This is a genomic window from Actinoplanes sp. NPDC051861, assembly GCF_040681145.1.
Classification (GTDB): domain Bacteria; phylum Actinomycetota; class Actinomycetes; order Mycobacteriales; family Micromonosporaceae; genus Actinoplanes.
This window is the reverse complement of the sequence record NZ_JBFAYE010000003.1, coordinates 530,999-556,489: the sequence shown is the minus strand read 5'-3', so window position 1 is coordinate 556,489 and position 25,491 is coordinate 530,999. Positions and strand designations below refer to the sequence as shown.

25 protein-coding genes are annotated in these 25,491 nt (G+C 72.1%); 13 read left to right on the top strand and 12 right to left on the bottom strand.

What is annotated here, in order from left to right; translation table 11 throughout:
• Positions 1-66 precede the first annotated feature (66 nt).
• The 5 genes from AB0M02_RS13345 to AB0M02_RS13325 all read left to right on the top strand — a co-directional run bounded on the left by AB0M02_RS13345 (position 67) and on the right by AB0M02_RS13325 (position 5,436).
• Positions 67-507 carry a hypothetical protein gene (locus tag AB0M02_RS13345; protein ID WP_364225600.1) on the top strand — a complete coding sequence of 147 codons (441 nt, stop codon included), beginning with the start codon at positions 67-69 and terminating at the stop codon, positions 505-507.
• 270 nt (positions 508-777) lie between these two features.
• On the top strand, positions 778-1,038 hold the full coding sequence (locus AB0M02_RS13340; RefSeq protein ID WP_364225597.1) for a hypothetical protein: 261 nt from the start codon (positions 778-780) through the stop codon (positions 1,036-1,038).
• 4 nt (positions 1,039-1,042) lie between these two features.
• Positions 1,043-1,945 (top strand): hypothetical protein, encoded by a 903-nt coding sequence (locus AB0M02_RS13335; protein ID WP_364225594.1) that lies wholly within the window; start codon positions 1,043-1,045, stop codon positions 1,943-1,945.
• A gap of 39 nt (positions 1,946-1,984) precedes the next feature.
• A complete protein-coding gene (locus tag AB0M02_RS13330) occupies positions 1,985-4,732 on the top strand; it encodes an FtsK/SpoIIIE domain-containing protein (protein WP_364225591.1) in 2,748 nt (915 codons plus the stop codon).
• Positions 4,729-5,436: a hypothetical protein gene (locus tag AB0M02_RS13325; RefSeq protein WP_364225588.1), complete on the top strand. Its 708-nt coding sequence runs from the start codon at positions 4,729-4,731 to the stop codon at positions 5,434-5,436. The genes AB0M02_RS13330 and AB0M02_RS13325 overlap by 4 nt, the downstream gene beginning before the upstream one ends.
• On the opposite strand, the gene AB0M02_RS13320 is transcribed toward AB0M02_RS13325, so the two are convergent.
• From AB0M02_RS13320 to secA2, 7 genes are all read right to left on the bottom strand, one after another.
• The gene (locus AB0M02_RS13320) at positions 5,426-5,599 is read right to left on the bottom strand and encodes a hypothetical protein (protein WP_364225586.1); all 174 of its coding nucleotides are present in this window, start codon (positions 5,597-5,599) and stop codon (positions 5,426-5,428) included. The genes AB0M02_RS13325 and AB0M02_RS13320 overlap by 11 nt on opposite strands.
• Positions 5,600-5,603: 4 nt before the next feature.
• Positions 5,604-5,867, bottom strand: a complete 264-nt coding sequence (locus AB0M02_RS13315) for a hypothetical protein (RefSeq protein ID WP_364225583.1) — start codon at positions 5,865-5,867, stop codon at positions 5,604-5,606.
• A 17-nt stretch (positions 5,868-5,884) separates the two neighbouring features.
• A complete protein-coding gene (locus tag AB0M02_RS13310; protein ID WP_364225581.1) occupies positions 5,885-6,778 on the bottom strand; it encodes a DUF72 domain-containing protein in 894 nt (297 codons plus the stop codon).
• Between the two features lie 49 nt (positions 6,779-6,827).
• Complete coding sequence (locus tag AB0M02_RS13305) at positions 6,828-7,250, bottom strand: TraR/DksA C4-type zinc finger protein (RefSeq protein ID WP_364225578.1); 423 nt, start codon at positions 7,248-7,250, stop codon at positions 6,828-6,830.
• A gap of 202 nt (positions 7,251-7,452) precedes the next feature.
• On the bottom strand, positions 7,453-8,085 hold the full coding sequence (locus AB0M02_RS13300) for a uridine kinase (protein WP_364225575.1): 633 nt from the start codon (positions 8,083-8,085) through the stop codon (positions 7,453-7,455).
• 226 nt (positions 8,086-8,311) lie between these two features.
• Entirely contained in the window at positions 8,312-8,869 is a 558-nt protein-coding gene (locus AB0M02_RS13295; RefSeq protein WP_364225572.1) for a winged helix-turn-helix domain-containing protein, read from the bottom strand.
• Positions 8,870-9,292: 423 nt separating this feature from the next.
• Positions 9,293-11,584 (bottom strand): accessory Sec system translocase SecA2, encoded by a 2,292-nt coding sequence (gene secA2 / locus AB0M02_RS13290; protein ID WP_364225569.1) that lies wholly within the window; start codon positions 11,582-11,584, stop codon positions 9,293-9,295.
• Positions 11,585-11,718: 134 nt separating this feature from the next.
• Here secA2 and AB0M02_RS13285 point away from each other — a divergent pair, with 134 nt between their 5' ends.
• The 4 genes from AB0M02_RS13285 (at position 11,719) to AB0M02_RS13270 (ending at position 16,135) form a co-directional block, all read left to right on the top strand.
• The gene (locus tag AB0M02_RS13285; RefSeq protein ID WP_364225566.1) at positions 11,719-12,459 is read left to right on the top strand and encodes an ATP-binding protein; all 741 of its coding nucleotides are present in this window, start codon (positions 11,719-11,721) and stop codon (positions 12,457-12,459) included.
• A complete protein-coding gene (locus AB0M02_RS13280; RefSeq protein WP_364225563.1) occupies positions 12,456-13,493 on the top strand; it encodes a chemotaxis protein CheB in 1,038 nt (345 codons plus the stop codon). Before AB0M02_RS13285 ends, AB0M02_RS13280 begins: the two co-directional genes overlap by 4 nt.
• Before the next feature lie 21 nt (positions 13,494-13,514).
• On the top strand, positions 13,515-15,353 hold the full coding sequence (locus tag AB0M02_RS13275; protein ID WP_364225560.1) for a CheR family methyltransferase: 1,839 nt from the start codon (positions 13,515-13,517) through the stop codon (positions 15,351-15,353).
• A 68-nt stretch (positions 15,354-15,421) separates the two neighbouring features.
• Positions 15,422-16,135: an ATP-binding protein gene (locus tag AB0M02_RS13270; protein WP_364225557.1), complete on the top strand. Its 714-nt coding sequence runs from the start codon at positions 15,422-15,424 to the stop codon at positions 16,133-16,135.
• A gap of 18 nt (positions 16,136-16,153) precedes the next feature.
• Here AB0M02_RS13270 and AB0M02_RS13265 read toward each other — a convergent pair whose 3' ends face one another.
• Complete coding sequence (locus tag AB0M02_RS13265; RefSeq protein ID WP_364225555.1) at positions 16,154-17,290, bottom strand: SigB/SigF/SigG family RNA polymerase sigma factor; 1,137 nt, start codon at positions 17,288-17,290, stop codon at positions 16,154-16,156.
• 122 nt (positions 17,291-17,412) lie between these two features.
• Positions 17,413-17,748, bottom strand: a complete 336-nt coding sequence (locus tag AB0M02_RS13260; protein ID WP_364225552.1) for a hypothetical protein — start codon at positions 17,746-17,748, stop codon at positions 17,413-17,415.
• A 105-nt stretch (positions 17,749-17,853) separates the two neighbouring features.
• Here AB0M02_RS13260 and AB0M02_RS13255 point away from each other — a divergent pair, with 105 nt between their 5' ends.
• From AB0M02_RS13255 to AB0M02_RS13240, 4 genes are all read left to right on the top strand, one after another.
• Positions 17,854-18,063, top strand: coding sequence for a hypothetical protein (locus AB0M02_RS13255; protein ID WP_364225549.1), 210 nt, complete (start codon positions 17,854-17,856; stop codon positions 18,061-18,063).
• A 2,086-nt stretch (positions 18,064-20,149) separates the two neighbouring features.
• On the top strand, positions 20,150-20,368 hold the full coding sequence (locus AB0M02_RS13250) for a hypothetical protein (RefSeq protein WP_364225547.1): 219 nt from the start codon (positions 20,150-20,152) through the stop codon (positions 20,366-20,368).
• Positions 20,369-20,794: 426 nt separating this feature from the next.
• Positions 20,795-21,316, top strand: coding sequence for a hypothetical protein (locus AB0M02_RS13245; protein WP_364225545.1), 522 nt, complete (start codon positions 20,795-20,797; stop codon positions 21,314-21,316).
• A gap of 202 nt (positions 21,317-21,518) precedes the next feature.
• On the top strand, positions 21,519-22,997 hold the full coding sequence (locus tag AB0M02_RS13240) for a glutamate--cysteine ligase (protein ID WP_364225542.1): 1,479 nt from the start codon (positions 21,519-21,521) through the stop codon (positions 22,995-22,997).
• Here AB0M02_RS13240 and AB0M02_RS13235 read toward each other — a convergent pair.
• The 3 genes from AB0M02_RS13235 to cobO are packed head-to-tail and all read right to left on the bottom strand — an operon-like array spanning position 22,990 to position 25,278.
• Positions 22,990-23,343, bottom strand: coding sequence for a cobalamin biosynthesis protein (locus AB0M02_RS13235; protein ID WP_364226068.1), 354 nt, complete (start codon positions 23,341-23,343; stop codon positions 22,990-22,992). The two genes, AB0M02_RS13240 and AB0M02_RS13235, sit on opposite strands and share 8 nt — an antisense overlap.
• Before the next feature lie 7 nt (positions 23,344-23,350).
• Positions 23,351-24,688, bottom strand: coding sequence for a cobyrinate a,c-diamide synthase (locus AB0M02_RS13230; RefSeq protein WP_364225540.1), 1,338 nt, complete (start codon positions 24,686-24,688; stop codon positions 23,351-23,353).
• Positions 24,682-25,278 carry a cob(I)yrinic acid a,c-diamide adenosyltransferase gene (cobO, locus tag AB0M02_RS13225; RefSeq protein WP_364225537.1) on the bottom strand — a complete coding sequence of 199 codons (597 nt, stop codon included), beginning with the start codon at positions 25,276-25,278 and terminating at the stop codon, positions 24,682-24,684. Before cobO ends, AB0M02_RS13230 begins: the two co-directional genes overlap by 7 nt.
• Positions 25,279-25,491: the final 213 nt, after the last annotated feature.

Here is a 25,491-nt window from a genome sequence, read left to right as displayed (position 1 = left end):
CAGCGCGCCGGCTCCCCGGTGCATTCCCTGATCGCACGAAAAGTTGACAGGAGTAGGCTCAACTTCATGGACGTCACACCCTCGCAGCCAGCATCGCAGCAGGCGAGCGGCCCGGCGGCGATATCCGGCGAGGCTGTCCCGCTGGTCGTGGTCGACGGCGCCAACGTGGTCGGCTCGGTTCCGGACGGCTGGTGGCGGGACCGGGCGGGCGCGGCGGTCCGGCTCCGCGACAATCTCGCGGCGGTGCCCGCCGCGGGCCTGCCGGATCTCCCCGGGCCCGTCGAGGTCGTTCTCGTCGTGGAGGGCAGGGCGCGGGACATCCCGCAAGCTCCGGGCGGGGTGCGCATCGAGCGCGCGCCCGGCTCCGGCGATGACAAAATCGTCGATATCGTACGGGGGGAGCACTCCGGTCGCCGTGTCGTGGTCGTGACGGCCGACCGTGGGCTGCGCGCCCGGGTCGCGGCGCTCGGGGCGGAACTGCGCGGCCCCACCTCGGTCCCCCGTTGATCGCCGTCGGGTGACCCTCCTGCGGTGGAACCGGCGGCCCGCGCAGGAGCCCCCCGGGTGGCGCCGGGAAATCGCATGATCCACAATGGACGACCGCCGGGTGTGGCGATCACCAGGGAGATCTCCCGTGGTGACCGCCGGGCACGGTACGGCCGGTCAGTGACTTCCGGTTCGCCAGGTGCCGCAAAATCCGGGCACCGCGGACGGCGGGAACGGAACCGGGCGGTAGTCTGCAAGTGACAGCAAGGATTCCTACAGGAGGCTGCACGGGTGGCCAGTGTCGCCGAGGTCAGAGCTGCCGTCGACGCCGCGCTTCAACAGGTCACCGAGGGGCAGGCGGCGATACAGGCGGCTCGGGAGAAGCTCGGCGAGGCCCAGCAGAGCCTGGCGGCGGCCCTCGACGGCAGCGCCCACGACGCGGTCGGCGCGGCGCACGCCTCGCTGTCGCAGGCGGACCAGCAGCTCGAGGAGTGCCTCAGCGCCACACTGCTGGCCGTCGAGCAGGCGCAGACCTACACGGCGATGCTCTGACGCGATGTCGCTGCTTCAGGAACTCGGCGGCCAGCTTCGCGCCGCCTCCGACGAGCTACCCACCGGTCTGGTCACCGCCGCCATGGAACGGCTGCGGACGGCCACCGAGATTCTGAACTGGGTGCGCGAACAGTCACACCAGCAGATGGGCGTGCCCCAGCTGGGAAACGCCACCGAGCACGTGGAACGCGCCGCCGCGGCCCTGCGTGCCGCGCAGGACGCGATCGCGGCCTATCTCGCCGCGGCCGGTCTGTCCGGGCAGCCCGGTGCCGCACCGGGGCAGGAGTGGCGTGCCGCGCTGAAGCCGGAGGATGCCGCTCCGCCGGCCGACCCGGACAGCGAGCCGGAGGCCGAGGCGCTCGGCCCGTGGTGGCAGCAGCGGGTGGCTCAGCTGACCGGCGAGCCGGCACCGGACAAGCAGGGTGGCAAGGACGGCACCGACACCGCCGAGCTGCTGCGCCGAGTGGCCGCCGGCGTGCGCGCCGGTGACCGGGCCCGCCTCGGCCGTGAGCTGCACGCGGTGAACGCCTCGACCGGTCTCGGGCTGTCCGCGGTCACCTCACCGGTGCTGCACCGGCTCGCCGGTGACCTGCTCGGTCACGAACCGCGCCCGGAGGACGTGCCCCGGCTGCGCTCCGCCGCCGAGGGCCGGGTCAAGTCGCTGCTGCCGGGCACCTCGCCGGCGATCCTGGAGACGCTGATCGACCGCATCTGCCGCGTCCCGGTGCAGCAACAGCAGCAGAAGAACCGGCCGCCCGGCCACCCGGCCGACAACGCCGTGACCGCGAGCGTGCTCACCGGCGTCCTGCTGGCCCGGCTCGGCCGCGACGCGCAGACGCTGAACCCGGACGCGCCGGAGCCGGTGCGCCGCGAGGACGGCGCCGAGACCGGTGAGCGCCGGCGATGATCCCGAACGAATCCACAACTGCGTCGATGCCGGCAGGTCATGGCTGAATCCACCAAACAGCGGGTGATGGAGATCCGGGCGGGGTTGTCCCACGCGCTCGGCGCCGCTCAGACGGCTCTCGAACGCGCCCAGCACTCGGAGACCGGTGCGGTCGCCCGCTGGGAACGGGTGAGCGTCGCGGCCACCTCACGCCGGCGCAAACTCGCCGCCGCCCGCGACGAGCGGCTCCGGGAGATCGACACCTGGCACGACACCGAGCTGGCCGCGCTGGCCGGAGCGGCGGCGGGGGCGGCGGACCGGGCGGCACCCGGTGCGGCCGGCGAGCTCTGGCACAGCTGGGAGCCGACCCCGCTCACCGCGGCGGCCGAGCTGCGCGTCGGGCGGCTCATGCTGCCCGACGCCCCACTGCCGCACCCGGAGCGCACCAAGCGGCCGGAGGGGCCCTGGGCGACCGCGCCGGGCACACCGCGGGAGAACGACGAGGAACCGCCGCCGGTCGAGGACGAGGCGCCGCCGGAGGCGCCCGCGCTGGTCCGGCTGCTCGACCACGGGCACATCGTGGTCGAGGGCGACCAGCGCATCGGTGACAACGTGGTGGCCGGGCTGCTGCTGCGCGCGCTCGGCACCAGCGCGCCCGGCGCGGTGCAGCTGATCGGGTTCGACCCGGACAACCTCGGCGGCGGGCTGGCCGGTTTCGCCCCGCTCGCCTCGGCCGGCGTGCTCACGTTCACCGGGCCGCAGGACCTCGCGCCGCTTCTCGACGAGTTGGTCGGCCACGTGCGGCGGATCAACGAGAAGGTGCTGGCCGGCGAGTACACGTCGCTGCGGGAACTGCACGCGGCCACCCGGCGGCGCCCGGAACCGTGGCGGGTCGCGGTGCTGCTCGGCGGCGGGGAGCTGTCCCGGCACGAGCGGACCCAGCTGGACCGGTTGCTGCGCACCGGAGCCGCGTGCGGGGTGCACCTGGTGATCCGGGGGCTCGCCGTGGAACCGGGTCCGGGCATCGAGGTGGTCACGGCGGCCGCGGGCGACGAGGCGCGGGTGGCGAGCGCGGGTGCTCTGCCCGTACGTCTGGATCCTGGTCCGCCGCAGGCGGTGGTGACCGCGACGTGCCGGCAGATCGCCGAGGCCGTCGCCGCCGGGCCGGCGCCCGTGGCGCTGGACAGCCTCCTGCCGGAAGCCGGCGCCGAGTGGCGGGAGAACTCCGCGGCCGGCCTCACCGCGCCGCTCGGCGACAGTCCGCAGGGCGACCGGGTGACCGTGACGCTGAGCGACTACCCGCCGCACGCGCTGATCGCCGGGCCCTCCGGCACCGGCAAGACCAACTTCATCTACGCCTGGCTGGGCGCGCTCGCCGCCCGCTACTCCCCCGCCGAGCTGGCGTTCTACCTGCTCGACTTCAAGGAGGGCGTGTCGTTCGCCCGGTTCGCTCCGGGTCGGCGGGACCCCAGCTGGCTGCCGCACGTCCGGCTGGTCGGGGTGAACGTCAACACCGACCGCGAGTTCGGGCTGGCGCTGCTGCGGTTCCTCAGCGGCGAGCTGCGGCGCCGGGCGGACGCGGCGAAGCAGCACGAGGTGACGAACCTGGGCGAGCTGCGCGCGGAGGACCCGGAGGGCAGCTGGCCGCGGATCGTGGCGGTGGTCGACGAGTTCCAGGTGCTGCTCGCCGGGCGCGACGCGGTCGCCGGCGAGGCCGTGGAACTGCTCGAGGACCTCGCCCGGCGCGGCCGGTCGCAGGGCATCCACCTGATCCTGGCCAGCCAGGACGTCTCCGGCATCGAGGCGCTCTGGGGCCGGCCCGCGCTGGTCGCCCAGTTCTCGCTGCGGATCGCCCTGCCCCGGGCCCGGCGGGTGCTCGCCGAGACGAACCAGGCTGCCGAGTCGCTGCCCCGCTACCACGCGGTGGTCAACGCCGACTCCGGCGCGGCCGAGGCCAACCAGGTGGTCCGGGTGCCCGCCGCGGGCGACCGGGACCAGTGGAGCGCCCTGCAGCACCGGCTGTGGCGGCGCCGCGCCACCGAGCCGGGCCCGCCGCGCCTCTTCGACGGTGACGTGGTCCCGCGGCTGGCGGAGAGCCCCGACTTCCGGTCGCTGCGGCCGTCGGAGTCGCCGTCCGCCCCGGTGGCGATGCTGGGCGAGACGATCGACGTGGCGGCGCGGTCGGCGCGGACCGTGCTGCGGCGCGCGCCGGGCCGCAACATCGCGGTGCTGGGCACCCGGCTGGAGGAGGCGTGCGCGGTGCTGGCCACGGCCGGGCGCTCCCTCGCCGCCCAGTTCGCACCGGACGGCGCACGCTTCTCGGTGGTCTGCCTGGACCCCGACGCCCGCGCGGCGGCCGAGGCGCTGCACGCGCGGCTGCCGGAGTGCGGGTGGTACGACGCGGAGAACGTGAACTGGCTCCTGGAGGACGCCGCCGCCGACGCGGGCGCCGCCTGGCCGGCGGACCGGCCGCACTTCATCCTGATCTACGCCGCCGACGCGATGCCGGGCGGCCGGGCAACCGCCGAGCAGCTGCGCACGATCCTGCGGCAGGGCCCGGAGCGGCGGCTGCACGTGATCGGCTGGTGGCGCGGCGCCGGGCTCCTGCGCGACAGCCTCGGCGGGCACGGCGCCCGCACCGACGCGATCGGCGCCTGGGTGGCGCTGGACGTGCACGGCAGCGAACTGTCGCCCTACTACCCCGGCACGGGCGCGCCGAACTGGTACCCGCGGCCGTGGCGAGCCCTGCATTTCGACCGCTCGGTGCACCGTGGCGCCGAGGTGATCATCCCCTACGGAACCTCATGAGCGAACTGGAACCGGCCGACTTCGACCGCGCCGACTACCGCACCGTCCTGCGCAGGCTCACCACGCTGGACCAGCGCGCCGCCACGCTGCGCGAGGAGGCGCAGCGATGGCACGCCGAGCGGGCCACCGCGGCCGAGGAGGCGGTCCGGGTGGCGGAACGAGAGGTACGCGAGGCGCAGCACGCCGTCCGCGTGGCGCAACGCGATCTGGAGCAGGTGGACGCGCGCGCGGCCGGCCTCTGGTCCGACCTGGTGCACCGGGTCGGCCCGGCGGCGGAGCGGTTCGGGCGTACGCTGCCGGCCGCCAGCATCCCCCGCCAGCGCGACCGGGACGCCGCCGACTACCTCGACGAGGTGGAGGCGCGGGTGAAGTACACACCGCCGGCCCGGCCGCTGACCTTCGGCACGCAGCTGCTCTTCGGGATCTTCGGCGTGGTGGGCGGCGTGCTCGGCGTGGTCGGCAACGTCGTGGTGCGGCGCACCGCCGAGGCAGCCGGCGGCGACTGGCCGCAGGCGGCTCCGGTGGTGGCGCTGCTCGTGCTGCTGCTCTTCCCCGTCCTGGCGGTGGTCACCGCGAAGCTGGTGGCCGACCGGCGCGGCGTCGGGCTGGACACCGCGGCGGTCGCCACCGTGCTGATCAGTGGACTGGTCACGGCCGGGCTGCTGTTCACGGTCGTCCAGTTCGCCCAGCCGCCTAGCGGCTGAGGGACCTGGCCCGCTCGGCTTCCTCCTGGAGGGCGGCGGGCACGTCCAGGTGCTCGCCTGCGCCGTGCGACTCGTCGTAGTTCAGGTCGCCGGCCTCGTCGTACTCCGGTCCGGTCGCCTCGACCTCGGGCGCGGGCCGGATGTCGTCCTGCGGATCCGTCATGGGGTCACGGTAACCCGCTCGGCGCGGGCACCACGAGACCTTCGGTGAGCAGGCGCCGGGCCGGCACGAGGCGGTCCTCGTCGTCGTCGAGGGGCAGGTCAGCGACGGGGTGCGGCGCACCGTCGAGGGCGGCGCGGAGGGCCGCCGCGCAGTATGCCGGAAAGCGCAGCATCCGCCCGGCGAGCCGCAGCGCGACGGAGCACCTGGTCGGAGATCTCGGCGCCGGTGCGGCGCTGTGCTGGGCGGACCGGGGCGGGCGGCCGGTCACACCGAGATGCCTTGAAGTCACGCGTATGCCGCAGGTGCCGCAGCGTCGCCGAGTAAGTCGATGAGTGTCGAAGCATTCCGCTGCGCATAATCCGAGTAACAGTTGTTCATCAACGCATGTGTGACGTTCGCCTCGCTCGCCAGCGATCGCAGTTTCGGCGCCCATTCCGCGAGTTCGGCGTCGGAATAGCGATAACCGAACTTCTCGTGGATGTTCTTGCTCGTCCACTTGTCGCTGTGCCCGTGAAATCGCACCACGGCAATGTCCGCGGTGGCGACCGGGAGCGGCGGCACCGAGGACTTGTGGCCCTGCGGCATGTCGACGCAGACATAGGCGAGCCTGTGCGCCCGCAGGAAGTCGAGGGTCTCGTCGCGGTTGCCGCCGTCGAACCACGACGCGTTGCGGAACTCGAAGACCGGCCGCAACGGCCTGCAGCGGGCGACGACCTCGAGCAGGTACTCCTTGTTGGACCTGCGGATGCCGAACCACGGCGGGAACTGGAAGAGCAGCACCCCCAGCTTGCCGGCCCCGGCGAGGGGGTCCAGCGCGCTCAGGAAGCGGGTCCACACCTGTTCGTACGCTTGCGGCTCGAGGTCCGGTGGGTAGACGTTGGCCTTGCCGGTCTCCGGCCGGAGGTCCTTGTAGAGCGCCGACACCTTCGTCGGATGCCCGGTCAGCAGGCTGAACGCCTTGATGTCGAAGGTGAAGCCGTCCGGTGTGCGATCGGCCCACAGCTTCGCGGTCTGCTCGTTCGGCGGGCCGTAGTAGGTGGCGTCGACCTCGACCACCGGGAAGTGCTTCGCGTAGTGCGCCAGGCGCTTCTCCGGGGTGTCCGCGCCCGGCGGGTACCAGCCGGAGGCGAGCAGGGTCTTGTCCGTCCACGAGGCGGTGCCGACCTTCACAGTGCCCATCGCTGGTCCTTTCCCGGGGCTCGCCGCCGCGAACCCCGGGTGCGGCCGATCAGCTGGCCCGGCGCTCGCGGACCGACTTGCAGTTCACGCACGAGGTGGCGGACGGGAAGACCTCGAGCCGCTCCACCGGGATCGGGTTGTGGCAGCCCTCGCAGTTGCCGTAAGTCCCGTCGTCCAGGCGCTGGATGGCGTGCTCCGCCTGCGTGCGCCGGTCGAGCAGCGTCTTGATCAGCGACGTCGCCGCGTCGCGCTCGGCGGTCTTGGAACCGCTGTCCGCCTGGTCGTCGCCGGCCGCGTCGCCGATCTCCACGAGGCGCAGCCGGTGGTTCTGCGCGACCGCCTCCTCGTACTCGGTGTTGAGCTCCTCGAACCGGCTCCGGAGGAGTGTCCGGATCTGGTCGATCTCATCGGCCGAGCGCACCTTCGCCGTGCTCGCGCCCTTACCCGTAACAACCGCTCCGTTGACGAGCATGCAGTCCCCCTGCCCTTCACTCAGCCCCAGCCGGTGGGCATCGCCCGGGTCACCCTCGTCCCGGTCCGGCTCGCCATGTAGCGCCGGTCGATACCCACCACTGGAGATCCCAAACGGGACCCCCCGCGAAAAAGTAACCGGAGCATAACTGTCAGTGGTCAGTTCCGCCACGGACTCGGCATGCGGGTCTTTGTGCCGGTCGTCACCGGCCGGTCTCGACCAGGGCCGGGCGCTTCGGGTCGTCGAGGCGTACGACCACGTCAGCGAAGGTTTCCGGGGCCACCTCGTCGGTGTAGCGCCGGTACGCCGGTAAGGTCCAGCGCTCGTCCTGCCCGGTACGCCGCTCGAGTGCGGCGGCGGAGAGCTCAAGATGGACGGTGAAGTCGAAATCCAGACCGGAACCGAGGAGCAGCGGGCCGCTGACCAGCACAATCGCGTCGCCGGGGAGGTCACGGTAGGGCTCGCGGGCGGCGCGGTCGACGGCCGGGTCCCAGAGCCGCAGCAGGATCCGGCCGGAGCCGTTCGGGCCCGCCGGGGACAGCACTTCGCGGATCAGCCCGGCCTCGTCGAACCAGCCGGTGTAGAAAGAGTCCGGGTTGGTCCGCCCGAACTCCAGGCGCAGCGAGGCGGGGCGCAGGAAGTCCCTGGTGTCGACGCGGACGGCCGGGCGGCCACGGACCCGGAGCGGATCCACGAGCGCGTCGGCCAGCCGGTCCGGGGCGGCGGCCGGTGGGCCGTCGACGGCGACTCGCAGCCTTCTGTCGGATTCCCGACTCGCGAGGCGGTCGGCCAGGTCCTCGACGAGGAGGTCGAAGGAGATCGGGCGAACCTGCACGGGTGCACTCTAGTCGCCGCGCGCCCACCCGCGATCTTGGCTCGTGGTCACCCACGCGCCCACGCTCCTTGCCCGTGGGCTGCGGCCCACCCACGCTCGCTGCTCGCGCGGCCGACTTTTCCCGAGATCTTGGAGAGTTGCGCCCATATGCGGACCCAAACTCGCCAAGATCTCGCCGCAAGCCGCAAGCCGCGCGTCGCAGGCCGCGGCGCTGCGGGCCGCGGCGTCAGTCGTGGGGCATGATCGTGACGCGGGCGTCGTCGGCCAGGCGGTAGCCCACTCCGTAGACCGTGGTGATCAGCGGAAGGGTGTTGCCCAGCTTGAGCCGCAGGCGCCGGACATGCACGTCAACGGTGCGCTCACCGGCCCGCTCATAACCCCACACCGCCGTGAGCAACTGGGACCGGGTGAAGACCCGGCGCGGCCGCTCGGCCAGATAGAGCAGCAGATCGAACTCCAGCCGTGTCAGAGGCAGCGCCGCGCCGTCCAGGAGCGCCTGCCGGGACCCGAGGAGCAAACGCACCTCCGGGCCCTCCAGGGGCGGCTCAGCGGCCTCCGGGACGTCGGCGGCGGGCGCCTGCTCGACGGTGACCGTGCCGCGGCTCAACTCCACCAGTTCCCGGACCGCCGCCAGCAGCCGGTGAGCCTGTGGAGACACCGCGTCCCCGGTGAGTGGAATGGCGAGCGTCACGGTCAGCGCCGGCTCGGCGGCACGCCGTCCGGAGCCTCGGCCCGGCCCGGCAGAACGGCGATCGGCACGCGGCGACAATGCGCTGACCGGCATTGATGCATCCCCCAGAATTTGCTGCGGCAAGCGAATACGACTGATCACTGTGCGTAAAGCGGGGACGATATTTCCGAACCGCCGGTTGGGCGGTCAAGTCGCCAACCACAGTGTGGGAAAGACGTTCCATATTGTTCTCGGTCACACAAATGCATTCCGGGAACGTTTTCTGTCAGCCTCATTAAAGATTGCCGAACGTGCGTGGCAGACCTGGGTGAAGAGACGATGCCGCGCTTCAGGGCCGCCGGGGAACCTCACCAGCGACGGGGCGGCACGCTGTCGAAGACCGCGCGCACGCTGCTCGCCGCGGGTGGGCCCGCCGGCGAGCGCGACTCGCCGCGGGTGGCCGCCGGCGAGAGAGATACAGCACTACCGGAGATGGCGGAGCCGCCAGGCCCCGCCATCTCCGCGATTCCTGGGAGATCAGCCGCCCGACGTGAGGCGGCGGCCGACGGCCGCGATGAGCCGGTCCAGCTCGGAGCCGAACGGGTTGTCGTGGACCAGGTAGGTCCAGGTGGCGCTGGGCCGCACGATCTCCGCGCGGTCCGGCTCCCAGCCGTCGGTCAGGTCCACCTCGTCGAACGTCTCGATGGTCCGGGCCTCGACCTTGGTCAGCAGCTCCTGGAACGCCGGGACGGCGGCACGGTGGAACTCGTCGAGCGGGTCGAGCTTGCCGAGCGCCCGCAGGTGCACGCCCTCGCGGACCTCGGACAGGAACGCCAGGTGGTCGGCCCAGAGCCGGTCCAGGTGGTAGAGCGCGATCGCCCGGGCCGCGTCGGACAGGATGTCCTCGTCGGTCTCCTTGGCCTTCTCCGACGACTTCTCCAGCAGCATGATCGCCGCGACCTCGGAGGTCAGCAGGCGCTCCCGGCGCTCGGCCAGCAGCAGGCGCTGCTGCTCGATCACCACGCTGTACCGCCAGGTGTTGCGGTGGATCTCGTGGTTCACGCCCTCGGCGACCCGCTGGGCGTGCTCGACCGCGTAGTCGACCTGCGGGTCGTGCACGACACCGTCGATGTCCATCCGCGGCGAGGCCGGGATGATGTCACCGGCGTGCCGGGTGACCAGCTCGTCCTCGAGGCTCACGAAGAACACCGAGCGGCCCGGGTCGCCCTGCCGGCCGGCCCGGCCGCGGAGCTGGTCGTCGACGCGGCGGCTGTCGTGGCGGCCGGCGCCGATCACGTACAGCCCGCCGAGCTCGACGACCGCGTCGCGGTCCTTCTCGTCGCTGCCGCCCAGGCGGATGTCGACACCGCGGCCGGCCATCTGGGTGGAGACGGTGACGGCGCCGAGCGCGCCCGCCTCCGCGATGATCACCGCTTCCTCGGCGTCGTTCTTCGCGTTCAGCACGTTGGCGGAGACACCGGCGTCGGCCAGCTGCCGGGCCAGCAGCTCGGAGGCCTTCACGTCCAGCGTGCCGATCAGCACCGGGCGGCCCGACTCGTGCGCGATCTTGATCTCCTCGACCAGCGCCTCGTCGCGGGTCTCGTGCGCGGAGTAGATCCGGTCCGGGTCGTCCTCACGGATGTTCGGCGTGTTCGGCGGGATGACCGCCACCTCGAGCTTGAAGTACTCCCGGAGCTGCTCGCCGACGTGCACCGCGGTCGCGGTCATGCCGCAGACCGTCTTGTACAGCGCGATGTACGCCTGAACCGTGATCGTGTCCAGCACCTCGCCCTCGGCGGTGGCGGACAGGCCCTCCTTGGCCTCCACGGCCGCCTGCAGACCGTCCGGCCAGCGGCGTCGCTGTGCCACCCGGCCGCGCATCTCGTCGATCAGCTCGACCGAGCCGTTGCGGACGATGTAGTCGACGTCGCGGCGCAGCAGGGCGTGCGCGTGCAGGGCCACGTTCACCGCGGACAGGTGCTCGACCTGGTCGTCGGCGTACAGGTCGATGCCGCCGAGCTCCTCCTCCAGGTACTTGAGGCCGTCGTCGGTGAAGGCCACGCTGCGGCCGTCCTCGGCCACCTCGTAGTGCTTGCCCTTGCGCAGGGTCCGCATCAGCGCGGCGGCCTCGTGCACCGGGTCGCTCTCGGTGGAGGTGCTGCCCGCGAGGACCATCGGCACGCGGGCCTCGTCGATCAGGATCGAGTCGGCCTCGTCGACGATCGCGGTGGCCAGATCGCGCTGGACCCGGTCGGCGACGTCGGTGACGAGCTGGTCGCGGAGGTAGTCGAAGCCGGCCTCGCTCACCGAGACGTAGGTGACGTCCGCCTCGTACGCCTCCCGGCGCTCTTCCGGGGTGGAGGCCTCGGTCACCGAGCCCACCGTGAGGCCGAGGAGCGTGTAGATCGGCTCCATCCACTCGGCGTCGCGCTTGGCGAGATAGTCATTGACGGTGAGGACGTGCACCGGTCCGTGGCCGAGGCGGGTGTGCCCGTATGCCGCGATCGTGGCGGTGAGCGTCTTGCCCTCACCGGTGGCCATCTCCGCGACGCGCTTGTCGAGCAGTGACATGGCACCGAGGAGCTGCACGTCGTAAGGCCTCTGGCCGATCGCGCGCCGGGCCGCCTCACGGCCGATCGCGCAGATCTCGACGTAGTCGTTCGCCTCGCGCGCGGCCTCGGTCAGCGCAGCGTCGTCCCGCTCCTTGAGCGCGTCCTCACGCTCCTCGATCGCCGGGAGCCGCTTCGACAGCGGCCCGAGATCCACCGTCGCGCCCGGACGCTGGAGAAACTTGCGGAACCGGCTCTTCAGCCGCTGCGACACACCCATGGCGCGCAACGGTACTTCATTTTGTCCCGGGTCTGGTGACGGACTCCCCACGGTACGCACGTTTGCCGGGGCGGATACGGGGGCACCTCACTGGTCGTCCCACGCCTCTGCTCGTCGACGCCGAAGGGAGGCGCATGCCGAGCCAGCTGGTCTGCCGGCCGGAACAGGACCTCCCCGTGGCGGTGCTGACGATAAGCGGCACCCTGGACAAGCTCACCGGCGACGCGCTCGGAACGGCCGTACGGCGCAGTCTCTCGGTGCAGCCGGCCAAACTGCTGCTGGACGTCACCCGGCTGCGGGTCGCCGACCCGCTCGCACTCACCGTGCTCGGCTCCGTCGTCTGCCAGGCCGAGGAGTTCCCGGCCGTCCCGATCGTGATCTGCGGTGCCGACGAGGCGGTCCGGCGGGCGCTCGCCGAGACGCCCGGTTGCACCGGCCTCGAACTGGCCGCGAGCTGCTCCACCGCGCGCGCCGAGGCGTACGCCCAGCCGGCCGGCCGAGAGATCCGAGTCCGATTACGCCCGGTGCCGGAAGCCTGCCGTCAGGTCCGTACCCTGGTCGCGCAGACCTGCGCGGGCTGGCACCGCGCCGACGTCAGCTCGACCGTCGCCCTGGTCGCCACCGAGCTGGTGGCGAACGTGGTGCGCCACGCCCACACCACGATGGAGTTCACCCTGGCCCTGCGCGACGGCCGGCTCACCGTCGCGGTGCGTGACGGCAGCCGCCGGATGCCCCGCCGCCTCGACCCCACCGTCACCGACGCGGGTGGTCGCGGTCTTCGCCTGGTGCACGACCTGACCGACGCCTGGGGCGTTCTGCCGGTCACCGACGGTAAGGTGGTGTGGAGTCAACTCACCACCGGAGCCGCCGTGTGACCGAGCCCCCGGAACCCGAGTACCGCGACCTGGTCGCCGTCGGCGCGTCCGCGGGTGGGGTGGAGGCACTGCGAGCGCTGGCCGCCGGGCTCCCCACCGACTATCCGGGCTCGATCCTGGTCGTCCTGCACGTGCCCCCGTCCGCACCCAGCGCGCTGCCGCACATCCTCCGGCGCAGCGGCTCCCTGCCGGCGGGCGCCGCCGAGGACGGTGAGCCGCTCGCCGCCGGCCGGATCTACGTGGCCCCCGCCGACCACCATCTGCTGGTCCTCGACGGGCGGCTCCGGCTGACCCGAGGGCCCTCCGAGAACGGCCACCGGCCGGCGATCGACCCGCTGTTCCGTTCGGTCGCCCGGGTCGCGGGACGCCGGACGGTCGGCGTCGTGCTCTCCGGCTCGCGCGACGACGGCGCGGCGGGGCTCGCCGCGATCACCGCCGCCGGCGGGCTGGCCGTGGTGCAGGACCCGGACGACGCGCTCTGCCCCTGGATGCCCCGGGCCGCCATGGCGCGGGTGGTGCCCGATCACGTGGTTCCCTCCGCCAAGCTGGGCGGCCTGCTGGCGGAGATCGCCGCCAGGCCACTGCCGGAGGGGCCGAACTCCATGGTGGATCCGATTCTCGACGCGGAGGTGGCGATGTCCGGCCTGGCCCCGCTGCACACCGACGAGTTCGCCCTGCCCGCCGGCTACGGCTGCCCGGACTGCGGCGGCAGCCTGTTCCTCGTCGAGGACCGGCCGCTGCCCCGGTTCCGGTGCCGGGTCGGGCACGCCTGGTCGCCGGAGAGCCTGCTCGACGAACAGGCCGTCACCCTGGAGAGCGCGCTCTGGATGGCGCTGCGCTCGCTCGAGGAGAAGGCGGCGCTGAGCCGGCGGATGGCCGCGGGCCGGTCCCTGGAGGGCGGCGCCGACCGGTTCAAGGCCATGGCCGAGGACGCGGAGACGGCCGGCGACACGATCCGGCGTCTGATCGCCCGGCTCGGCTCGTCCGCGGCATCGGGTGAAACCCCGCCGTCCGGCGCGACCGCACCGGCGTGACGTGCGGTAGCGTTCCAGTTCGTGCAAGCGACTGACCCGCACTTCGAGGCACTGCTGCTCTATCTGAAAGAGTCGCGCGGCTTCGATTTCACCGGTTACAAGCGGTCCAGCCTCATGCGCCGGGTCAGCCGCCGGATGACCCAGGTCGAGATGGGCGACTACCTGGAGTACCTGGACTATCTCCAGGTCCACCCCGACGAGTTCACCGCGCTCTTCAACACCATCCTGATCAACGTGACGGCGTTCTTCCGGGACGCCGACGCCTGGGACTACCTGCGGACCGAGGTCCTGGAGCCGATGGTGGCGTCGAAACCGGCCGGCTCCCTCATCCGCATCTGGTCCGCGGGGTGCGCGTCCGGCGAGGAGGCCTACACCCTGGCCATGGCACTCGCCGAGCTGATCGGCGTGGACCAGTTCAAGGACCGGGTCAAGATCTACGCGACCGACGTCGACGAGGAGCAGCTCAACGAGGCGAGGCAGGCGACGTACGGCGAACGCGAGACACAGAGCCTCGACCCCGACCTGCTGGAGCGCTACTTCGAGACCGTCAACGGGCGCTGGACCTTCCGCAAGGACCTCCGCCGCTCGGTGATCTTCGGCCGCAACGACCTGGTGCAGGACGCCCCGATCTCCCGCATCGACCTGCTCACGTGCCGCAACACGCTGATGTACTTCAACGCCGAGACCCAGGCGAAGATCCTCAGCCGGTTCCACTTCGCGCTCTCCGAGACCGGCGTGCTCTTCCTCGGCAAGGCCGAGATGCTGCTCAGCCACGCGAGCCTGTTCACGCCGATCGACCTCAAGCGCCGGGTCTTCCGCCGGGTCCCCCGCCTGTACGCGCCGCCCGGCGTCACGTTCGCCGATCCCCCGCCGTCCGCCGGAAGCGGCGTCACCGGTCTCGACGAGCTGCGCAACGAGGTCTTCGCGGCCAGTCCGCTCGCGCAGCTCTCGCTCACCTCCGACGGCCTCGTCGCGCTCTCCAACCGGCAGCTGGAGAAGCTGTTCGGCGTCTCCTCCCGCGACATCGGCCGCCCGTTCCGCGACCTGGAGGTCTCCTATCGCCCGGTCGAGCTGCGCCGCTTCATCGAACAGGCCCAGCTGGAACGCCGCACGCTGCGGGTCAGCGACGTCGAGTACCACCGAGGCACCGAGGTGACGTACCTCGAGGTCCAGATCAGCCCGCTCAGCGGCGCCGACGGCAGCCTCCTCGGCGTGAACCTGATCTTCCACGACGTCACCTCCGCACGCCGGCTGCAGGACGACCTGGAACACGCCAACCAGCAGCTCGAGGCGGCGTACGAGGAACTCCAGTCCACCAACGAGGAACTGGAGACCACCAACGAGGAACTGCAGTCGACGGTCGAGGAGCTGGAGACCACCAACGAGGAGCTCCAGTCGACCAACGAGGAACTGGAGACGATGAACGAGGAGCTCCAGTCCACCAACGACGAACTGCAGAGCATCAACGACCAGCTGCGGATCAGCACCGGCCAGCTCGACGAGGCGAACGTCTTCCTGGAGACCGTGCTGACCAGCCTCCAGGCCGGTGTCGCCGTGGTCGACCCGGACCTGCGGATCCGGATGTGGAACCGGCACGCCGAGGACCTCTGGGGCCTGCGCTCCAGCGAGGCGATCGGCCAGCACTTCCTCAACCTGGACATCGGGCTGCCCATCGACGGGCTCCGGCCGCTGCTGCGCGGCGCGCTCGGGCCCGACGGGGTCTCCGCCGAGATCCAGCTCGACGCGGTCAACCGGCGCGGGCGGGCGGTGACCATCCGCGTGGCCTGCACCCCGCTGCGGCGACGGGACGGCGGAGTCGGCGGCGGCGACGGGGCCATCGTCGTCATGGAGACGGCCTGACGTTTCCCCGGCCCCTTCCGGGGGTATCCGGGCGGCTCGGAAGGGCGGCTGCGATGACGGTGCGGTGTGTGGTTCACGGTGACGGCGCCATCACGACTGTCGCCGTGACCGGGCGGCTACGGCTGGCCGACGCCGCGCCGATGCGCGAGACGCTGCTCAAGTGCCTGGCCGAGCAGCCCGGCGCACTGCTGATCGACCTCTCCGGGCTCGACGTGGAACAGCCGCTCGCGCTCGCGGTGTTCACCGCGGTGCTGCATCAGGCCGCCCGCTGGCCCGGCACTCCCGTCCTGCTCTGCGCGCCGCCGCCGGCGACCCGGGAACACCTGGTCACCGGTGCGTACCAGCGGATGCCACTCTTCGACACCCTGGCCCGCGCCCGCGACCATCTGCGCGACAGCCGCCTGACCATGCCCGCGATCAGCGAGGAGCTGCTGCCGGTCTCCGGGTCCACCCGGCACGCCCGCAACGTGGCCACCGAGGTCTGCCTGCGCTGGGACCTGCCCGGCCTGGTCGCGCCGGCCAGCCTGATCGTGACCGAGCTGGTGGCCAACGTCGTGGACCACGCCCGCACGATGATGACGCTGCGGTTGTCACTGCGCCCGCGTCACCTGAACATCGCCGTCCGGGACGGGGCACCGGGTGAGCCGGTCGAGATGAAGCCGCCGCCGCCGGCGAGTCCGGCCCGCGGGCGGGGATTGCTGCTGGTCAGCTCGGTCGCGGCGAACTGGGGCTGGCTGCCGTCCCACGACGGCAAGGTGGTCTGGGCCGCCTTGCGACGGTGAACCCCGCGCCGTCCCCGGTCACGCTTTGCGGAGGACTCCGGCCAGGCCGGAGACGGCCAAGATCCTTGCAACGTACGGCTGCGCGCCCGCGACCCCGAACCCGACATCCCGGGAAGCGGCCAGCTGCAGGGCCTCCACCAGCACCGCCACGCCCGCGGCGTCGATCAGCGGCACACCGGACATGTCCACGACGACGGCCGACACCCCGGGCGTACCGACGGCGTGCCGCAGCCCGGCGCCCAGCCGCTCGGCGGTGTCCCGGTCGACCTCGCCACGCACCCGCACCGTCAGCGACGACCCGTCACGCGTCACCGAGACCTGCATGCCGTGCCGCGCCTGCGCCTCGGCGCCGTCCCAGCGCGGCGGGACGTCGGAGAGCATGGCCTCACGCAGCCAGGTCAGCGCTCGGCTGAGCAGCCTGGAGACGTGCATCTGGGAGATGCCGAGCTCGGTGGCGATCTCGGCTTGCGTACGGTTGCCGTAGAAACGCATCGCCAGCATGCGGCGCTCCCTCGCCGGAAGGCGCAGCAGCAGCTCGGTCACCGTGAGCTTGTCGGTCACCGCCTCCAGCTCGTCGTCCACGTCGCCGATCAGGTCGCCGAACTCCATCGCGCCGTCCCCGGCCACCGGCGCGTTCAGCGAGGCCGGGGAGTATCCGGCGGCCGACTCGACAGCCTCCAGCACGGCCTGCTCGGTCACCCCGAGCTGGTCGGCGAGCTCGGCGGTGGTCGGCTTTCGCGCCAGCATGCTGGTCAGCACCATCGACGCGTGCCCGACCTCGAGGCTCAGATCCTGCACCCGGCGGGGCACGTGCACACCCCAGGTGCGGTCGCGGAAGTGCCGCTTCAACTCACCGGAGATGGTGATGACCGCGTACGCCGTGAAAGATCCACGCTCCGGGTCGTACCGATCCACGGCCTTGACCAGGCCCAGCCGGGCGACCTGCTCCAGATCCTCCAGATACTCACCGCGCCCCCGGTACCGCCGCGCGAGACGACCGGCGAACGGCAGGCAGTAGCGCACCAGATTTTCACGGATCGCGTCCGCCTCGCTCGGCGACGCACCGCTCCGGCGCCGCGCATAGGCGCCCGCCGCCGCGTCGAGATCCTCGAGAGTGTGCTCGGCCGGTTCACTGATCGGACTCCGCGAGGGCATGGCATCCCTTTCCGGGCAGCACCGCGTCCGCGGGCGCCCAGTCATCGGGACGCTACTGCCCCTTTGCTGAAAGGCCCAAACACCATCCGCCGTACGTGCGCTCGTGTCTTGGCCCCGAGGGGTCATCCCTGCGCGTTCCGGCGCGGGGGCAGACCACTCGGCGCATTCGCGGGATCCTCCAGCACCTCGGGCGCGGCCGGCCGCTCCGGCCTCGGCCCAGCGGGCGGGGCAGCCGCCCGCCCGGGAAGCCCGGAAGGCGCGTCCGCCTCGTTCATCGGTGGCCCGGCCTGAGTCGCCCCCTGGCCCGCCCCGGGTGCTGTCCCGGGTGCCGGGCCGGGTGCCGGGCCGGGTGCTGGGCCGGGTGCCGGGGGCGCGGTGGCCGGTGCCGCGCCGGCCGGGTTGTGCTGGCCCATGTCCGGCGCCTGCAGCGGCGGGCGCGCCGGGTTGTGCTGGCCCATGTCCGGAGCTTGCAGCCGCGGTCGCTGAGCAGCACCGGCAGCCTGCGGGGCAGCCGCGTTGTGCTGCCCCATGTCGGGCGCCTGCAACGGCGGCCTAGCGGCGTTGTGCTGCCCCATGTCCGGCGCCTGCAAAGGCGGCCGCGCAGTCCCCTGGCCTGCTCCACCCTGCTGGCCGAGCCCACCACCCTGACCTGCTCCGACCTGGCCATGCCCACCACCCTGACCGGCTCCGCCAACCTGACCCGGCGCACCACCCGGACTGGCATCACCCGGCTGACCCGGGGCGCCGGGCTGACCCATGTCCGGCGCCTGTAGTGGCGGTCGCAGCACGGCCGGCGGCTGCCCACCCTCCGCGGTCTGGGCAAGCATCGCGACTGACGGAAGTACGGCCGAGGTCGTATCAGGCGGCGGAATCTGCGGCGCACCGTTCGGAGGCTGGGGCGGCGTCCCCATGATGATCTCCGAAGCCCGAACCTGACCACCCTCCCCGCCGGCCCGAGCCGACCGCGGAAAGCGAGGCGCGTCGAGCGGGCTGTTCTGCTGGCTGTAGGACATCGGCTGCCGCATCAACGCATCGATGTCATCCAGCGACCCGGGAGCAGGTGCCGTCATGCCCGGCTGACCCAAGGCAGGCGGCATACCCGACATGCCGGTTTGTGCACCGGCGGCGGGAGGCATCCCCGGCAGCGGACCGGGCGCAGGCGGCATACCCGGCACCGCGCCGGGCGCAGGCGGCATACCCGGCACCGCGCCGGGTGCAGGCGGCATACCAGGGAACGGCCCGGCAGCGGCCGGCGTCCCGGGATGCGAGCCGGCCGGGGGCTGTCCCGGCCCAGCCGGAAGGTGGCCCGACCCGGGCATCGCGTTGGGAAGTCCCGAACCGCTCGGCGGCTGACTCGCAGCCGGCACGGCGTTACCGGGACCGTGACCTGAGGACGGCGCCCCCGGACCGTTCGGCGGCTGACCGAAGTTCTGCGAGCCGGGAGCCGCACCTGCGCCGGCCTGCGCGGACTGCCACGGCGGCGGCTGAGCCTCAGGGGAACCTTGCCCCCACTGCCCCGCGGACCCGGGCGGCATCACACTCCCCGGCTGGACGACCGTAGCGGGATCCGGCGGAGGCCAAGCCGGGTTGGGCACACCGGACGCACCCACCCCGCCGGGCACACCAGGCACACCGGACGCGCCAATCCCGCCGGGCCCGCCAGGCCCACCGGGAACGCCAACTCCGCCGGGCCCACCGGGAACGCCAACTCCGCCGGGCCCACCGGGTGCGCCGGGTGCGCCGGGCCCGCCGATCCCACCAGGCGCGCCGGGCGCCGCTGGACCGGCAGGCTCGCCGGTCCCCCACGGCTGGCCCTGCTCGCCGGCCCCCGAGGAGGGTGGCCAGGGCTGGCCGGGTGTCATCGCACTACCCGGAATCGGCGGCGGCCAAGACTGAGCGGTCGAACCGAAGGTCACCACGCTGTCCGGCGAACCGACACCACCCCCGCCGGAACGAGGTGGCCAGGCCTCCCCCTGCGACCCGGCGGCGCCCGGCCCGCCGGCGCCCGGCCCAGCGGCGCCCGGCCCAGCGGCGCCCGGCCCGCCGGCGCCCCGCCCGGCACCGTCCGGCGATCCGGCGTCGCCGCTTCCCACGGCACGCGCACCGAACGGGCCGCCACCGTCCCACGGCACCCCGCCGGACTCACCCGCAGCACCCGACATATCGGAAATTCCGCCACCGGGCAAGTTGCCGCCAGAAGAGGAAACACCGACCGCCGCGGAAACACCGCCAACTGCGGAAAAACCAGTCCCGGCGACCTCAGGAACCGCGAGAGGACCGTCAGCGCCAGCAGGAGCAGCAGACAAACCAGCACCACCGGAGATCCCCGATCCAGTTGCGGCGCCCGCGACGGCAGCGCCGGACGTTTGCGTCTCCGCGGAAGGGCCGGAGACACGCGGCGGCCAGGCCTGCCCGCCGGAAGCCTCTTCGGGTATCTCACACGGGGGCACCGACGACCCCGCCGGCACACCCTGAGCCTGCCGGTCACTGTCACCGGGAAGAGGCGGAAGCGGCGGCAACGGAATCCCACCCGGCCCACTGTCCGGAAGCGGCGGCAACGGAATCGCACCGGACGCCGCAGGCACGGTCCCACCAGCCGCAGGCACGGTCCCACCAGCCGCAGGCACCGACCCACCAGCCGCAGACACGAACCCGCCAACCGCAGGCACCGACCCACCGGCCGCAGACACGAACCCGCCAACCACCGCACCAGCCGCATCCGGCGGGAACCGATCCCCCACCCCCACCGAGTCATCGTCGTCAGCCCGATGCCGAGACCTGGACACCTCCGGCACAGCCCAAGGCGGCACCGGCTCAGCAGACGCCGACTCCGATTCCCGGGACGAAAGCAGAGCCTCAGTGAACGACCCCCCAGCCGAAGCCCGCGAAATCGCCTCCTCGAACGGAATCCGACCCCGACCCGACCCCGAAGACGACACCGACCCCGACACCGACGAGGACCCGGACGGGAACAACGCAGCCGACGACCCAGCCGGGAACGGAACCGCCGAATCCCCCGGCGACGACTCCCCCGGAACCCCGGACGGGAACAACGACTCCGACGCCGGCGCCACATAAGCCGGCCGCCCCGCCGCCACCAGCCCCGAACTCTCCGCGAGCCCGGCCGCCTCCAGAACCTCGATCGCGGCCTGCCCCGTACGACACGGCAGCATCTCCCCACAGGCCGGGCACTCCGTGATCCCGTCGTGCGGGCCGAGCCCTCCCCCGTGCGCCTCGACCATCTTCCGGGCGGTGCGCGCCAGCAAGCTCTCGGGTTTCACGTACGCCTTCGTCGACGCCACTGGTCTCGCCCCCATCCACGCGCCCCGTAGTCAAGTTCACCCTGAAGGGGGTATCCGCCGGGCGAGTTTCCGCAGATCAGTGGGACGTTCCGGGGATTCGGCGGAAACCGCCGTCAGCCGTGACCCGAAGAGGGATATTCACTCACGGTGCATACATGCTTTCTCTCCGTAGCATGAAGAAACTTCCAGGAGGTGACCCCCCATGGACGACACCGAACTGCACCGCGAGCGAATCCTCCGGCATGTCAGTCCGATCATCACCGGCCGATTCCTCGGCTTCCAGGCCTCGTACACGCGGGAGGTCCAGGTAGGGCGGCCGCTCGCCATGGCCGTGTTCGTGGCGGCCGGCGTCGCACAGATGATCGCCTCGCTGCTGCGGATGAATCCGGCCCGGCGCACCCTCAAGGAGTTGCGCAAGGGCCCGGAGTTCCTGGTGACGCCGGTACGCCTGCGCGACGACCTCGGCCAGACCTACGAGGTGGAGATGCACGGGCAGCTGCCGCAGTCCGCCCTGCACCGCGGCGACTTGGTCCAGCTGCGCACCCAGCCGCAGGCCGATCACACGCTTCCGGTGAAGATGATGCAGGTGGTGAACCTGACCACGATGCAGCCGCTCACCCCGCGCATCCCGACCCGCTGGTCGCACATCGGCCCGGCACTGTTGCTGCAGGCCGCCGCGGGCGTGACGATCATCGGGGCGGTGCTGGCGGCGGTGCTGCGATGACAGCCGAGGCGTAGAAGGTCATTCCGCCGGGTAAAGCCCCCCGTCCATGTTCGACGTACACAGCCCGTTGCCCATCTGGCGAGAATGGACGGTCGGCGCGATGGGAACCGCGAAGGACAGCCGTCATCATATGGCCGAGGGGATCCCGCTCACGGCGCCGCGCGATCTCCTCCGTCACTGACGGCTCGAGAGGTGGTGCGCGGTGGGCGAGAAAGTCGAGCAGACCAACTTCACCCGTGAGGACCGGACCAGGTACCGGCAGAAGATCCGGCGCAGTCTGGACGTCTTCGCGACGATGCTGCGGGAGTCCCGTTTCGAGTTCGAAAGGCCACTCACCGGCATGGAGATCGAGCTCAACCTGATCGACGACAACGCCGATCCGGCGATGCGCAACGCGGAGGTGCTGGGCGCGATCGCCGATCCGGACTTCCAGACCGAGCTGGGCCAGTTCAACATCGAGATCAACCTGCCTCCGCGGCGGCTGGCCGGCGACGACTTCGCCGAGCTGGAGCGCAGTCTGCGCGCCAGCCTGAACCACGCCGAGCGGCAGGCGCGCACGGCCGGGACGCACATGGTCACGATCGGCATCCTGCCGACGCTGCGCCGCGAGCACCTCACCGGCGAGGCGCTCACCGTGAACCCGCGCTACCAGCTGCTCAACGAGCAGATCTTCGCCGCCCGCGGCGAGGACCTGGACATCCGCATCGACGGGGTGGACCGGCTCGCGGTGACGACCGACAGCATCGCACCCGAGGCCGCCTGCACGAGCACCCAGTTCCACCTGCAGACCAGCCCGGCCCAGTTCGCCGCGTACTGGAACGCCTCGCAGATCGCGGCCGGCATCCAGCTGGCACTGGGCGCCAACTCACCGCTGCTGCTGGGACGTGAGCTGTGGCGAGAGACCCGGATCCCGCTGTTCGAGCAGGCCACCGACACCCGCTCGGAGGAGATCCAGGCGCAGGGCGTCCGGCCACGGGTGTGGTTCGGCGAGCGCTGGATCACCAGCGTCTTCGACCTGTTCGAGGAGAACGTCCGCTACTTCCCGGCCCTGCTGCCGATCTGCGACGAGAACGATCCGGCCGACATCCTGGAGCGCGGCGACATCCCCGAGCTCAGCGAGCTGAGACTGCACAACGGCACGGTGTACCGGTGGAACCGCCCGATCTACGCCGTGGTCAACGGCCGCCCGCACCTGCGGGTGGAGAACCGCGTGCTCCCGGCCGGCCCGACGGTCGCCGACACCATCGCCAACGCCGCGTTCTACTACGGGCTGGTACGCACCCTCGCCGAGGCGGAACGCCCCCTGTGGAGCCAGATGAGCTTCCGGGCGGCCGAGGAGAACTTCCACAACTGCGCCCGGCACGGCATCGACGCGAGCGTGTTCTGGCCCGGCCACGGCACCCTGCCGGTCACCGAGCTGGTGCTGCGCCGGCTGCTCTCACAGGCCGCCGACGGGCTGGACCTGTGGGGTGTCAGCCCGGCACAGCGAGACCGGCTGCTCGGCATCGTCGAGCAACGCTGCCTGCTGCACCGCAACGGCGCGTCCTGGCAGGTGGACACGCTGCACGCGCTGGAGGCGCAGGGGCAGGACCGGCAGCAGGCGCTGCACGAGATGCTGCGCCGCTACCTGCCGCTGATGCACGAGAACATCCCCGTCCACGAATGGCCGACGATCAAGTAACGGCGATCGCGACCGTCACACCGGAGAAAACCGTCTTCGGCATGATAAGTCGAGAAAATCGCCCGGCCGCGAGCAGTGCGGCCGCCTCGGCAACACTCGGTGTCCCGACGGCGGCCGCCACAAATCCCGAAATACCCGAAATATCGGTCACGGGCTGCTCCGCCAGTGAAGCGGCGGAGAAGGCAGCGACACGCCAGCCCGAGGCCGAGGCAAGCGCCGCCGCCAACGGAAGGCGCCGGTCGATGGTCGCCAGCACCGTGACGTCAGAGGAGGTGAGCCCGGCCGCGGCCAGCGCGGCGTGGACCGGGCCACTCACGGATGCGGACGGCCGGGCCCCGAAACCCACCGCCACCTCACCCCAACGACGAGACAAGGCGGTACGCCAATCCGGGCACACCCGCCCAGTGCAGATGCAGGTAGGACGCGTGCAGCCGCGAAGTCGCGAACCCCTCCGGGTCCGCACCGCGCCACGCCCACGCCGCACCGCCCGCCGGCGACAGCAGCAGCCCCGAGCGCGGATGCACCGTCGTCCGGTGGAACTCGTGCCCGGTGACCCGCATCCCGGCCGGCCCGGCCGGGCTGTCGGTCAGCGCCACCGCGTCCCGGTACCCCAGGGTCAGCGTCGGCGTCATGGCCGCGTCCGCGTCCAGCACGCCGCACATCGGGGCTCCGTCGAGGGTCCGGCACAGCCACAGCAGCCCCGCGCACTCCGCGACGATCGGCCCGGCGAACGACGCCACCGCATCCCGCAGCGGCACGTTCGCCGACAGCTCGGCCGCGTACACCTCCGGGAACCCGCCACCGACCACCAGCGCACGGGCACCGTCCGGCAGCTTCTCGTCACGCAACGGGTCGACGATCACGACGTCAGCGCCCGCGGCGGTCAGCAGCTCCGAGGTCTCCGCATAGGAGAACGAGAACGCGGGTCCCCCCGCCAGAGCCACGACCGGCCGGCCGGCGACCGGCGCCGAAACAGAGGGACTCCAGGCAGCGGACGAGAGCGGCGGCGCCGACCGGGCAATCGCCTCGACCGCCGCAAGATCCACCGACGCCGCGATCAGATCGGCGAGCGCCGCCACCGACTCCTCCGCCTCGGCACGCCGCTCAACCGCCGGCACCAGCCCGAGATGCCGCGACGGCGCCGCCACCGCGTCCGCCCGCCGCAGCGCTCCCAGCACCGGCGTACCCACTTCCTCGCACGCCTCCCGCAGGATCGCCTCGTGCCGGTCCGAGCCGACCCGGTTGAGGATCACCCCGGCCATCCGCACGTCGCCGAAGCTGCGGAACCCGTGCACCACCGCAGCGATCGACCGGCCCTGCGCGGCCGCGTCCACCACCAGGATCACCGGCGCGCCGAGCAGCCGTGCCACCTGCGCTGTCGACCCGGTCTCCCCGGCACCGGTCCGCCCGTCGTAGAGGCCCATCACCCCTTCGACGACCGCCAGCTCGGCACCGGCCGCCCCGTGCGCGAACAGCGGCCCGATCAGCTCCTCACCGACCATCACCGGGTCCAGGTTGCGGCCGGGCCGCCCGGCGGCGAGCGCGTGATAACCCGGATCGATGTAGTCCGGCCCCACCTTGAACGGCGCCACCCTCACCCCGCGCCGCGCGAACGCCGCCAGCAGCCCTGTAGCGACGGTCGTCTTACCGTGCCCGGAGGCCGGCGCCGCGATCACCACCCTGCCTACCATTCGATGCCCTGCTGCCCCTTACGCCCGGCGTCCATCGGGTGCTTCACCTTGGTCATCTCGGTCACCAGATCCGCCGCGGCGATCAGATCCGGATGCGCGTCCCGCCCGGTGATCACCACGTGCTGCGTACCCGGCCTGCCGTTCAGCGTCTCGATCACGTCGGCGACGTCCACCCAGCCCCACTTCATCGGATAGGTGAACTCGTCCAGCACGTAGAACTTGTAACTCTCCGCGGCCAGGTCCCGCTTGATCTGCGCCCATCCCTCCGCGGCCTCGGCGGCATGGTCCCGCTCACTGCCAGGCCGCTGGATCCAGGACCATCCCTCACCCATCTTGTGCCAGGTGACCGGCGTCTCCGGGCTGTTCAGCGCCTTCAGCGCCGCCTCCTCGCCCACCTTCCACTTCTGCGACTTCACGAACTGGAACACCCCGATCGGCCACCCCGCACTCCACGCGCGCAGCGCCATCCCGAACGCAGCCGTCGACTTACCCTTCCCCGGCCCGGTGTGCACGGCGAACACAGCCTGCCGCCGCCGCTGCCGGGTGGTCATCCCATCCTGGGGCACTGTCGCGACTTTCCCTTGCGGCAACTTCAAACCCCTTTCCAGTACGGAGTAAACGCCCCACACCGCCGAATCCAAGCCGCCCCGCCGCCACCCGAAGGCACCAGGCCCGGCTCCCACCACTCACCCCCGTTGCACCCCCACTCCCCACCCCCCGTGTGTTGACTTGCGCCCCCCTCCGCACCCCAACTCAACACACAACCACCGCCACCCGTACACGTGTGGAGTTGCGCCCCGCTC

Excerpts from the sequence above, each read along its gene's own strand:
- AB0M02_RS13325 (WP_364225588.1), top strand. The coding sequence starts at position 4,729 with ATGAGCGAACTGGAACCGGCCGACTTCGACCGCGCCGACTACCGCACC.
- AB0M02_RS13260 (WP_364225552.1), bottom strand. The coding sequence starts at position 17,748 with ATGGGCCAGCACAACCCGGCGCGCCCGCCGCTGCAGGCGCCGGACATG.
- AB0M02_RS13310 (WP_364225581.1), bottom strand. The coding sequence starts at position 6,778 with ATGGGCACTGTGAAGGTCGGCACCGCCTCGTGGACGGACAAGACCCTG.
- secA2 (WP_364225569.1), bottom strand. The coding sequence starts at position 11,584 with ATGGGTGTGTCGCAGCGGCTGAAGAGCCGGTTCCGCAAGTTTCTCCAG.
- AB0M02_RS13285 (WP_364225566.1), top strand. The coding sequence starts at position 11,719 with ATGCCGAGCCAGCTGGTCTGCCGGCCGGAACAGGACCTCCCCGTGGCG.
- AB0M02_RS13330 (WP_364225591.1), top strand. The coding sequence starts at position 1,985 with ATGGCTGAATCCACCAAACAGCGGGTGATGGAGATCCGGGCGGGGTTG.
- AB0M02_RS13305 (WP_364225578.1), bottom strand. The coding sequence starts at position 7,250 with ATGCTCGTCAACGGAGCGGTTGTTACGGGTAAGGGCGCGAGCACGGCG.
- AB0M02_RS13335 (WP_364225594.1), top strand. The coding sequence starts at position 1,043 with ATGTCGCTGCTTCAGGAACTCGGCGGCCAGCTTCGCGCCGCCTCCGAC.
- AB0M02_RS13230 (WP_364225540.1), bottom strand. The coding sequence starts at position 24,688 with ATGGTAGGCAGGGTGGTGATCGCGGCGCCGGCCTCCGGGCACGGTAAG.
- AB0M02_RS13320 (WP_364225586.1), bottom strand. The coding sequence starts at position 5,599 with ATGACGGATCCGCAGGACGACATCCGGCCCGCGCCCGAGGTCGAGGCG.
- AB0M02_RS13295 (WP_364225572.1), bottom strand. The coding sequence starts at position 8,869 with ATGCCGGTCAGCGCATTGTCGCCGCGTGCCGATCGCCGTTCTGCCGGG.
- AB0M02_RS13345 (WP_364225600.1), top strand. The coding sequence starts at position 67 with ATGGACGTCACACCCTCGCAGCCAGCATCGCAGCAGGCGAGCGGCCCG.
- AB0M02_RS13245 (WP_364225545.1), top strand. The coding sequence starts at position 20,795 with ATGGACGACACCGAACTGCACCGCGAGCGAATCCTCCGGCATGTCAGT.
- AB0M02_RS13265 (WP_364225555.1), bottom strand. The coding sequence starts at position 17,290 with ATGCCCTCGCGGAGTCCGATCAGTGAACCGGCCGAGCACACTCTCGAG.